This window comes from Bilophila sp. 4_1_30 (genome assembly GCF_000224655.1).
GTDB classification, from domain to species: Bacteria; Desulfobacterota; Desulfovibrionia; order Desulfovibrionales; family Desulfovibrionaceae; genus Bilophila; species Bilophila wadsworthia.
This window is the reverse complement of record NZ_JH114233.1, coordinates 518984-529879: the sequence shown is the minus strand read 5'-3', so window position 1 is coordinate 529879 and position 10896 is coordinate 518984. Positions and strand designations below refer to the sequence as shown.

At 56.3% G+C, this 10896-nt stretch carries 10 protein-coding genes; 8 read left to right on the top strand and 2 right to left on the bottom strand.

Annotated elements, in window-relative coordinates; translation table 11 throughout:
* Nucleotides 1-253: 253 nt before the first annotated feature.
* The 7 genes from narH (at nt 254) to HMPREF0178_RS14185 (ending at nt 8382) form a co-directional block, all read left to right on the top strand.
* Nucleotides 254-1723: a nitrate reductase subunit beta gene (narH, locus tag HMPREF0178_RS14215; RefSeq protein ID WP_009368733.1), complete on the top strand. Its 1470-nt coding sequence runs from the start codon at nt 254-256 to the stop codon at nt 1721-1723.
* Nucleotides 1720-2277, top strand: a complete 558-nt coding sequence (narJ, locus tag HMPREF0178_RS14210; protein WP_009368732.1) for a nitrate reductase molybdenum cofactor assembly chaperone — start codon at nt 1720-1722, stop codon at nt 2275-2277. Before narH ends, narJ begins: the two co-directional genes overlap by 4 nt.
* Before the next feature lie 269 nt (nt 2278-2546).
* The gene (gene narI, locus HMPREF0178_RS14205) at nt 2547-3209 is read left to right on the top strand and encodes a respiratory nitrate reductase subunit gamma (RefSeq protein ID WP_009368731.1); all 663 of its coding nucleotides are present in this window, start codon (nt 2547-2549) and stop codon (nt 3207-3209) included.
* The gene (locus tag HMPREF0178_RS14200) at nt 3196-4266 is read left to right on the top strand and encodes a tellurite resistance/C4-dicarboxylate transporter family protein (RefSeq protein WP_009368730.1); all 1071 of its coding nucleotides are present in this window, start codon (nt 3196-3198) and stop codon (nt 4264-4266) included. Before narI ends, HMPREF0178_RS14200 begins: the two co-directional genes overlap by 14 nt.
* Nucleotides 4267-5063: 797 nt before the next feature.
* Complete coding sequence (locus HMPREF0178_RS14195; RefSeq protein WP_009368729.1) at nt 5064-6143, top strand: ABC transporter substrate-binding protein; 1080 nt, start codon at nt 5064-5066, stop codon at nt 6141-6143.
* Between the two features lie 660 nt (nt 6144-6803).
* Nucleotides 6804-7670 (top strand): hypothetical protein, encoded by an 867-nt coding sequence (locus HMPREF0178_RS14190; RefSeq protein ID WP_009368728.1) that lies wholly within the window; start codon nt 6804-6806, stop codon nt 7668-7670.
* Between the two features lie 4 nt (nt 7671-7674).
* On the top strand, nt 7675-8382 hold the full coding sequence (locus HMPREF0178_RS14185; RefSeq protein WP_009368727.1) for a B3/4 domain-containing protein: 708 nt from the start codon (nt 7675-7677) through the stop codon (nt 8380-8382).
* A 281-nt stretch (nt 8383-8663) separates the two neighbouring features.
* On the opposite strand, the gene HMPREF0178_RS14180 is transcribed toward HMPREF0178_RS14185, so the two are convergent.
* Together HMPREF0178_RS14180 and HMPREF0178_RS14175 are read right to left on the bottom strand one after the other, a co-directional pair.
* The gene (locus HMPREF0178_RS14180; protein ID WP_009368726.1) at nt 8664-9209 is read right to left on the bottom strand and encodes a metal-dependent hydrolase; all 546 of its coding nucleotides are present in this window, start codon (nt 9207-9209) and stop codon (nt 8664-8666) included.
* Nucleotides 9210-9298: 89 nt separating this feature from the next.
* Nucleotides 9299-10228, bottom strand: coding sequence for a patatin-like phospholipase family protein (locus HMPREF0178_RS14175; RefSeq protein ID WP_009368725.1), 930 nt, complete (start codon nt 10226-10228; stop codon nt 9299-9301).
* Nucleotides 10229-10545: 317 nt separating this feature from the next.
* Here HMPREF0178_RS14175 and HMPREF0178_RS14170 point away from each other — a divergent pair, with 317 nt between their 5' ends.
* Nucleotides 10546-10878, top strand: coding sequence for a helix-turn-helix transcriptional regulator (locus HMPREF0178_RS14170; RefSeq protein ID WP_005024422.1), 333 nt, complete (start codon nt 10546-10548; stop codon nt 10876-10878).
* The last annotated feature ends 18 nt before the right edge of the window (nt 10879-10896 follow it).

Below are 10896 nucleotides of genomic sequence, written 5' to 3'. Positions count from 1 at the left end.
TAGGGCTTTTGTGTTTATCGAATCCCTGTTTGCAGGGAGTGCGGGAACAGTGTTGGAGGAAGAAGGAAAACGGCATCAAGAGTGCTCAGGAAATACGTTTTTCCGAAGACGCGGATCAACAAGCGAACAGCGGCGGGAAAGCTTCGGTGTCCCCTCCCCATCAGTCGAAAGTCTTTGGGGAGGGGGCTGGGGGAGGATCTTTTTGAAGAAAGGTCTCTCCCCCGGCGCTTTCTCCCCTTAAAAGGATGTGCGTATGAATATCAAGGTGCAAATGGGCATGGTGCTGAACTTGGACAAGTGCCTCGCGTGCCACACGTGCAGCATCCCGTGCAAGAACGCGTGGACCACGGCCCCCGGCACGGAATACATGTGGTTCAATAACGTGGAAACCAAGCCCGGCGTAGGCTATCCCAAAGAATGGGAAAATCAGGACCGTTACAAGGGCGGCTGGGAAATCAGGGACGGCAAGCTCCATCTGCGGGCGGGCGGCAAGACCGAGAAGTTGGCAAATATCTTTGCGAACCCGGATCTGCCGGCCCTCGACGACTACTATGAGCCGTGGAAATACGATTACGAACGGCTGACGGACAGCCCGGCTTCGCGGCATCAGCCCGTGGCCCGTCCCCATTCGGCGGTTACGGGAAAGGCGTTCAACCCGCAGTGGGGCAGCAACTGGGAGGACGACCTCGGCGGAGCGCCCGTCACCGGGCTTTCCGACCGCAACTTCGCGGGGCTCGAAGCCAAGGCGTATCTTGATTTCAAGAACGTATTCATGATGCACCTGCCGCGCCTGTGCGAGCACTGCCTGAATCCCGCGTGCGTGGCGTCCTGTCCGTCCGGGGCCATGTACAAGCGAGACGAAGACGGGATCGTGCTGGTGGACCAGTCCCGTTGCCGCGGGTGGCGCTACTGCGTATCGGGGTGCCCGTACAAGAAGGTGTACTTCAACTGGAAGACGCACCGCTCGGAAAAGTGCCTGTTCTGCTATCCGCGCATCGAAGCGGGCGAGCCGACCCTGTGCGCGCATAGCTGCGTGGGCCGCATCCGGTACGTGGGCGTCATGCTGTACGATGCCGACCGGGTGCGCGAGGCCGCCTCTCATCCCCAGCCACAGGGGCTGTATCAGTCACAGCTTGAAGTGTTCCTCAATCCCAACGATCCCGCCGTCTGCCGCGAAGCCGAACGCAAGGGCATTTCGTGGCATGTCATGGAAGCGGCCCGGCGTTCTCCCATCCGCAAACTGGTGGTGGATTGGAAGCTGGCCCTGCCGCTGCATCCCGAATTCCGGACCTTGCCGATGGTGTGGTACGTGCCGCCGACCAGCCCGCTCGTCTCGGGCGGCGTTGAAGACGCCAAGGGGCTTGACCGGATGCGGATTCCCGTCCGCTACCTCGCCAACCTGCTGGCGGCGGGCGATGAGGAGCCGGTGCGCTCGGCGCTTTCCCGTCTGCTCGCCATGCGCCGCCACATGCGGGACGGTCAATTCCAGTCCACGGCTTCCGCGCCGTTCCCGTCCCTGCGCGAGCATCCCGATACGTCGGGAGTATTGGCCGATGCCGGTCTGACGCCGGAACAGGCTGCCGAGATGTATCATCTTCTTGCCATTGCCCGCTATGAGGACCGGTTTGTGGTTCCGACCTCGGGACGTGAAAATCACGATGATGTCTGGGCCATGAAAGGCTCGGAAGGTCTGGCGCAGGGTGAAATGGAGGAAAGGACATGAACGATTCCGATCGTCAGCTTCTGCTCGCCGTGTCTGGGCTGCTGCATTACCCCGAGGACGATTTTTTCGTTCAGGCGCGCTCGTTTGAGGAACTGTGCGATTTGCTGTCCGTGGTCCGGGCGTGCCCGCTGCGGGAGTTCATCCGGTCGGCCCGCTCGAAAGGGCTTTCTAGATTGCGCGAAGAGCACGTCGCCATTTTCGACATGGACAGCAAGTGCAGCCTGTCCCTTGCATGGCACCGCTACGGGGACGATCCCCGGCTTGGGCGCGCGCTGGCGGGCCTGAACGAATTGTACCGCGACGCGGGCTTTGAGCCCGTACAAGGCTTGCTGCCGGATTATCTGCCGCTGGTGCTCGAGTTCTTCTCGGCTGCGCCTGACTGGGCTCGTGTGGTGCTGCTCGACGGGTTCGGCAAGGAACTTATCGGCATTTATGCCGCTCTTGAGGCCCGGCATCCCGACAGCTCCTATGTCTCTCTGTTCCGGCCGATCGTCGCGGTTCTCGGCCTCGCCCCGGATCAACGCCTTCCCGCGAAGCGTTTGGAGCAAGTTTAGGTGGGGAGAGGATATCGGGGGAAGAGGAGGAAACGTTTTGGGGCGTAGGGCTTGCCCGTGCGGTTTCCCTCCCTCCACCTTTCTTCGCAAAGTTTCCGGCTGATGGGGGAATTGCGGAGGTCCGTTCCGGTTACAGCCGTTCCAATATATTCGCAATATATTGGATAGAGAGGATTTGTAGAGTCATTTCCCATCGGTCGGAAAACATTCCCTCCGGGCGGGTATGGGCGATGGCCCCATACGCCGGGAGGTATTCTTAAGGAGGTCATATGCATTTTTTCTTTGCGTACTATCCATACATCTGCATAACGTTGCTGCTGGCGGGGCTGGCGTTCCGGTACGTGACGGCTCCGGGCGACTGGAACGCGCGTTCCAGCGAGATTTTTGAAAAGACGTGGTTGCGCCGGGGATCAATCATTTTCCACTATGCGATCATCTTGTCTTTCTTTGGGCATATTGTGGGCCTGCTCACGCCCGATAGAGTGATGCACGCCCTGCGGATCTCAATAGAAGCCCATACCGTGGTTGCAGTGGGCATGGGCATGATTCTGGCTCCGCTGGTTGTGGTGGGCCTCGGCATCCTGCTGTGGCGGAGAATCACGAACGAGCATGTCTGGGCCACGACCGTTCCTATGGACGTGCTGGTGGTGCTGCTTATTCTGATCAACGGCTGTACCGGGTTTTATCAGGCGTATGTGGCGCATTTTCCGGTATTTGTGACCGTTGGACCGTGGCTGAGGAGCCTTGTCGTCTTCCGGCCAGATGTGGTTCTGATGGAAACGGTGCCGCTGTTCCTGCAAATCCATGTGGTGAGTGCGTTTACGTTGTTCGCGCTGATTCCGTTCAGCAGGCTGGTGCACATCTTCAGCGTGCCGGTCACATACGCGCTGCGTCCGTTCCAGATCTATCGGAGGCGGTATGCCGGACTTTAAGAACACTGTCGGCGGGCGTTTTTTGACCATGCTGGAAGCGCAGGCCCCCGCCAACTTCGCAATGGTCATGTCCACGGGCATCGTGTCCGTGGCCCTGCACCTGCTGGATTATCCCATCGGCGCACGCCTGCTGTTTTGGCTTAACGCGGCGCTGTGCGTGGGGCTGGCGATCCTGTACATCATCCGGCTGTTCGTGTTTCCGAAACGGTTCATCCAAGATTTCAGGAGCCACGGCGCGGGGCCGGGCTTCCTGACGGTGGTGGCGGGAATATGCATTCTGGGCAACCAGTTCGTGCTGCTCGGCAAAGATCCGGCTATGGGCGAGGCGCTGTTCTGGATAGGGAGCGGCCTGTGGATCGTGATTTTGTGGGGCGTATTCTACTTCGTGTTCTCCGACGAACCCAAGCCGCCGCTGGAAAAAGGCATTAACGGCGCGTGGCTGGTCGCCACCGTGAGCACGCAGGCCATTGTGATCCTCGGCTGCATCCTCATCGATCATATGCCCTGGGACAAGGAAATCGCCTTCTTTGCGTTCACGGCGCTGTTTCTGCTTGGATTCATGTTGTACTTGTTCGTGATCACGATGGTTTTTTACCGGTTTGCGTTCAAGGATCTGGAACCGGCGCAGCTCAGCCCGACCTACTGGATCAACGCCGGGGCCGTGGCGATTACGACGCTGGCGGGCGCGGAACTGTTGTCGCATCCGGGCGCATCGCCGCTGTTGATGGAGTTTTTCCCGTTCATCAAAGGGCTGACGCTCATGGCGTGGGCCACGGCGACCTTCTGGATCCCGATGCTTTTTCTGCTCGGGTTCTGGCGGCACAGCGTGAAACAATACCCGGCGGCCTACACTCCGGAATACTGGGGCATGGTGTTCCCATTGGGGATGTACACCGCATGTACGGCCATGCTGGCGAAGTCCCTGAATCTGGAATTCCTGTTGCCATTGCCGGAAGTCTTCGTGTACGTGGCGCTGGGGGCGTGGACGGTGGTTTTCTGTGGTATGGTCATCACAAGGCTGGTGATGCTCCTGAGGGGGGATTGCCCGACGGCATAGCCCCAATGGGGAGGCTGCCGAACTAGGCGGTGGTCCTCCCTTTTCCATAAAGAAGGGTAGCCTTTCGAGGCTGCCCTTTTTTTGTGGGCAAAAGGGAGGGCCGAATGGTTGTAATCGATTGCTTGTGAAAGAAGGGCGTTTTCAGGAAGGGAAAAGCGTTCCGATGAGTGGAGAAGCTTTTCTGTACAACCATCTGATAATTAAAAGTATATTGAGTTTTTAAAGACATATTTCTGAGAAATGAAAGTATGTTACGGAGAGGCTTTTTCGATACAGAAGTAGACACGGGAAGAAAAAATTTTGTATGTTCTTTAATATGGATACGAAAAACATTTGGTTCGTTCGAGGTCCCTACAAAGTTTTATCTAATATATCACTAGACAAACAGACTGGCTATCTGATACATCCAAATAAAATGATTCATATTAAATTACACAATGATACTAAAAATAAAAGTACTGTTGTGCAAATACTGTTCTTGTGTTTTTAATTTTTCATTGAATACTAATAATATTTTGTTTTTATTAATAAAAATGAAAAAATAACGAAAAATATCTTAAATAATTTTGATTTTAAAATATTTCACTAAAAATATATAAATATCAGATTTGTTTCTGTCGTAATTAAACAACATATTGAAATAAAATAATTAAAAGACCTAACAGCGGTTCCTTATGCCCGCTGTGCCATGTAGCCACGGACAAATCCGGGCCAGGAACACTCACAAAGGAGGTGACCTCTTCCGAACTGACGGCACGAGTCGCGTTCACCAGAATTTTTGTCATCAGGAGAAACGTATGCGCCTCAGAAAGTTTTTCAGTTGCTGTATCGCCCTGTTGCTCTGCCTTGCCATAAGCGCGCCGGCCTTTTCCGCTCCCCTGACCAAGGTCCGTACCGCGTGGATGGACGAACATGAAACCTTCCTCATCTGGTATGCCAAGGAAAAAGGCTGGGATAAGGAAGTCGGGCTGGACATTGAAATCCTGTATTTCGGCTCCGGCATGGCGATTTTGAATGCGCTTCCCGCCGGTGAATGGGTATTCGCCGGTATGGGGGCCGTGCCCGCCATGATGGGCGCGCTCCGTTACAATACGTATGTGATCGGCAACGCCAACGAGGAAGCGCTCATCAACCGTGTCCTTGTCCGCCCCGACAGCCCCATCGCCAAGGTGAAGGGTTGGAACAAGGATTATCCTGACGTCCTCGGCAGCCCCGAAACCGTGAAGGGCAAGACGTTCCTGACCACCACGGTGTCGTCCGCCCACTATGCGCTCAGCGTGTGGCTGCGCGTCCTCGGGCTTACCGAAAAAGACATCGTAATCAAGAATATGGATCAGGCGCAGGCGCTTAGTGCATTCGAAAACGGCATTGGTGACGGTGCTGTCCTGTGGGCTCCCCATGCCTACGTGGGTGAGGCCAAGGGTTGGGTGCTCGCGGGCAACCCCAAGCTGTGCAAACTTGCGAGCCCCTGTGTGCTTGTGGCCGATCGCAAGTACGCCGACGCGCATCCCGACGTGACCGCCAAATTCCTGTCCATTTACCTGCGTGCCGCCAACATGCTCCAGAAGGAGCCGCTGGAATCCCTCGTCCCCGAATACCAGCGCTTCTTCATGGAATGGGCGGGCAAGGACTACTCCGCCGAACTGTCCCTGCTTGATCTCCAGACGCATCCCGTCGCCAACCTGGATGAACAGCTCGCCATGTTCGATGCCTCCAAGGGCCAGAGCAAAGCGCAGTACTGGCAGAGCGAAATGGCCAGATTCTTCGCCGAAATCGGCAGCATCAACAAGGATGAACTGAAGAAGGTGGAAGACGGCTCCTACGCCACGGACAAGTTCCTGAAGCTCATCAAGAAGCCCATACCCTCCTACAAGTAAACGGATGTCCCTCTGCCCTGAAGGGAAGGCTTCGGCCTTCCCTTTTTTGTTGCTCAACGCGGTAAAAAAATTATCCTTTACAAGATACGGAGAGTGTTCATCAATGGTTCTTGTTCAGGATTCGGAATGATAAGCCATATCGGTGGCGATGCGTTTGCCGTATGGATTCCTGCTCTCCGGAAAAAGAAATCCGGTCGCAGTGCCGATGGGCGGTAAGGGGGCTCGTCAGTGATTCAGTATGTATTGACTTGTATCAAAAGACATATGAAAGTCAGCTCCTCTACCCTGTTGGAGAGAAGTATCCTTTTTACAATGGGATCAGTATAGAACCAAAGTCTGTGCCGGGTTAGAAACTGAAAATGATTCCTGATTGACAAGGGAAGAGCCTTGGGCTAGGGAGCCTGTGCGAATGTATTCCCTTGTTGTCTGCATAGAGCGTTTGTAGAGCAAATTCCGGTCGAGGGAGGTTCCGCCCATGCGGAGACATACGGCGGGAAAGAGGGGTTCCGCTTATGAGGGAGTGGGAACAAGAGGACAGGCTTGCCGGGCGTTCTGCCCGGAATGTCGGAACGGGCCGGCTATGAGCCGCCGTGCAGCGAGGGAGACCCGGATGACGAGTCGCATCCCTTCCGACAACCGACCGGAATGAAGGCGTAAACCGTGATAGAGAAATGCGAACCGATTACCCATCTGTTTGATGCTGTCCATCAGTTATGGGATCACAGGCGTACGCAGCGTGCGTTCGCTACTCTGATCTTCTTCATTTATCTTGCGGGGCTTCTGGGTATCGAGGCCAACCGGCAGGGGGTGCTGCCTCCGTGGCTGGAGCATATTACGCCCATGAGCCACTTTCAGGCGATCCATCTGGCTTTCACGCTTATCCTCGGCATGGAGGTGATGGAGCTTATCCTGACCATTTCCGGATCGCTTTCCAAATCGCTCGGCAAGCAGTTTGAAGTCATGGCCCTCATCCTGCTCCGGGACGCTTTTAAAGAATTATCCAAGCTCCCCGAGCCGGTCAGCCTCACATCAGGCATCGAGCCGGTGGTGCACATCGCCTCTGCGGGGCTGGGCGCGCTGATCATCTTCATTTGCCTCGGTTTTTATTATCAGCTCCGTACCCATCAGAATTATATCACCAATCCAGAAGAACAGATGCGGTACGTCATGTCGAAGAAGCTCATCTCGCTCGTGCTGTTCCTGCTCTTCGTAGGCATTGCCGTCCGGGATTTGATATTGTTCGTACAGACCGGCAATGACGCTGACTTCTTTGAAACCATCTATACCATCCTGATCTTCGCGGACATCGCGCTGGTGCTCATTTCGCAGCGGTTCATGCCCGATTTTCACGCCGTGTTCCGCAACTCCGGCTTCGTGATCGGGACGCTGATCATGCGCCTGTCCTTGTCCGCCCCTTGGCCTTGGAACATCGCGGCGAGCATTTTTGCGGCGATTTTTGTCCTGGCCCTGACGTGGGCCACCACCTATTTCGGGCCTTCGCGTCTGCGGAAGCCGTTACCGAGGTAGCGTCATGCTGTATGAGATCGAACAGGCTGTTTTTGAACGTTTTCCGGGATATGCACGGATGGTTGTGGTTGCCGAAGGCGTGGACAACACCCGGGAAATCCCTGAGCTTGCCGAACTGCTGGCCCAGTGTGAGGAAGGCGTGCGCCGTGATGATCTGGAGGATTTCTGGCATGTCCCGGTGCTGGAAACATGGGCCGAGGCCTTCTCAGGCATGGGCATCAAACCCAAGAAGAACCCGCCGTCCGTGATCAACCTCGTCAAGCGCTGCCGTTCGGGGAAACCTCTTCCGTTCATCAATCCGCTGGTGGCGATCTTCAACTGCATCAGCCTGAAATATTTGTTGCCGTGCGGGGGCGACGACCGGAACGTCATCAAGGGCGATCTGCGCCTCGGCATTGCGGACGGTACCGAAAACTATGTGCCGCTCGGTCAGCCCGACGTGCTGGAGCACCCGCAGACCGGCGAAGTCATCTATTACGATACGGCGACGAAAGATGTGTTCTGCCGGGCATGGTGCTGGAAGAACGGCAACCGCAGTAAACTGATGCCCGAAACCACGAATGCGGTGATCAATGTGGACGCGATGCCGCCTCTGCCCTTGGCGACCGCCGAACAGGCCGCCGAAGAAGTCGCCGGGCTGCTCCGCCGCTTCACTGGAGCCAAAACGGCCATCCATAAGCTGACCGCCGAGACTCCGCGCTTTACGCTGTGATGATTCGTACCCCGGCCCCTCTCCGGCACCGTATTCTCGGCAAGACGGTTTTGAGAGGTTTTCAGGGTTGTTTTGGCCAGAAGGCTTTCCCTGCAGGTATGGGGAAGGCGAACGCCGTGTTCCCGTTTTATCGGTAGTCCCGGCACGGCGCTGGTCGGGGATGCTCCGTATGGGGCATCCCCTTTTTATGGCGTTGAGCTTCCTTATGGAGAGAGTTCCACAAGTTATCATGGCTATGAGCATGATTCCATTTTGGGAGATTCTCCATAACGGAATAGGTGTTATTTCCGGGGGATGGCGCGCATAGGTTTCTTCCTGAAAAACAAGGCGGCGGCTATGACAGCCAAACACGGAGCCCATACCCAGCGTAATTCTGAGAGCATGACGGCGAGCCCCCGTTGCGACAGGAGGGCCTTGAGGCCGAACGGCGAAACCCGGATAGGGCGCCAGTCGCAGAAGTACCGGGTTTGGTCGAAGGGCCAGAGCGCCGCTACGCCGAGCCCGCCGTTGGTCATGGCGTCCAGCAGGATATGGCTTGAGACGGCCAGAAAGCCGACGGTGAATCCCATGAGGCGTGAACCGCGCAGGAACAGCGGGGACACTCCGAAGCCGATACAGCCCATGAGCAAGGCAAACACGAAGGAATGGGAAAACCCCCGGTGCCCGAACGCGTCGGCATAGCTGATGCCGAACCGGAAGCCGATGACGTCGGCATCCGGCAAAACGGCGCACAGGATGCCGAAGAGCAGCATCCGGGTGGAAACCCGTCCGCTCAGGAGTGCCGCCAACGCGAGCACGGGTGCGGGGTGGGAAAAAACTGTGGGCATGGGGAACTCTTGAGATGACGGCCTCGGTGTTGCTGCATGGCGGGATAGGATGTCCCATGCCTTGCCTTTCACCCGGATCGGCCGTCATGTCAATCGCCTTGGTGCACGTGGCCGAAGTCTCTATGCAAGAGTGTTTCAAGCGCCGGGAACGCCCTGCTGACGCACGCCTTCCCTTCGTTGATGACCTCTTCGGCCTTGTAGAATTCCAGCAGCCCGACATGGGCGAGCCTCGGCGTCAAAAAGATGTCTGGAGGATCTCCGGCCATGCGGCTCCGGGTGATCCTGTCCTGCACGATGTCCACGGCACTGGCGATGGTGCCGAAGACGCTCGGCGGGTGGTGTGCGGGGGATTCGTTTTCGCCGAACAGCGTGGTGCCGTACTGCCTGATGGTCATGGCGATACGTTCCACGAAATCTCCCTCGCCCTCTTTATTTTCTTTCGGCTTTTTCTTGGCGGAGTGCCGCCCGATGAGCTCGCCGTTCAGGTTGACGGCGAGGACGATGTCCGCCCCAAGCGCGCGGCAAACGGAAATGGGCACGGGATTGACCAGCCCGCCGTCAAACAGCCAGCGGTCATGATAAAAGACGGGCGGGAACAAACCGGGAAGGGAGATGGAAGACCAGATCGCTTCTTCAAGCGGGCCTTTCTTCAGCCAGTATTCCCTGCCGGTGCTCACCTCCGTGGCGACGGAGGCATAGCGCACGGGCAGATCTTCGATGAGCATACCCGGCGGGGTCACACAGTCCGCGAAGAAGGCACGGAGTTTTTCCTTATTCACAAACCCATCGATGGACATGCTGAAATTGAAGTACGACGCCGTATTGAGTTTGGTCAGCGCGCACACGCGCTGCTTCAGCCGACCAAGGTTTCCGGTGGCGTACGCCGCGCCCACAATCGAACCGATGGACGTCCCGCACACGATTTCGGGGTGGATGTCCAGCTCCGCGAGTGCTTCAATGATGCCTATATGCGACCAGCCCCGTGCGGAGCCGCTCCCCAGTGCCAATCCTATTTTCATGGCAGACCGCCTCTTTGCATATTCGATCCTGCCCGGAGGAGGGCAGGGTGGATGCGCGTTTTTTGAAGTATTTTTTGATCGCGTTCCAGATTTTTTATACGGTGTGCCGCCGTTTCTGTCGATAGCGTTACAAATCGTTTCTTGAACATCGTGAAGGCCTGTTCAGAGGAAGCGGAAGGCACCCGTTGGAACAGAAACCAGCTAATAGTGTATAATAAAAAGATAAAAATACAATCCTCCAAGCGTATATGTGAGAAAAACGCACGTGAGGGAGAAAATGCTTGACTTATTATAACTAAAAAACTAGTTATTTAGTTATGAACACACACTACCTCAACGGACTGCCTCAGGAATGGACCGCCATCGCTGAAGTTTTTTCAGCGCTGGGGGATGGGACACGGCAAACGATCCTGCTGCTCTTTGAGCCGGGGGAATCCATCGAACTGAAAACCTTCGTGGACATCTTGCCGCTGAGCCGTTCGGCAGTGGTGCACCACCTCAAAGTCTTGGAGCAGGCGGGATTGTTGATCCCGCACAAGCACGGGCGGGCTCTTTCGTACACGCTCAACCTTGCCTGTGCCGTCCATGCGCTTGGACAGGTCAAGACGTACGCCGACGAACTGCTTGCCGCGACCGAAGCGGCGCAATGACACACCTTTTTGGAGACG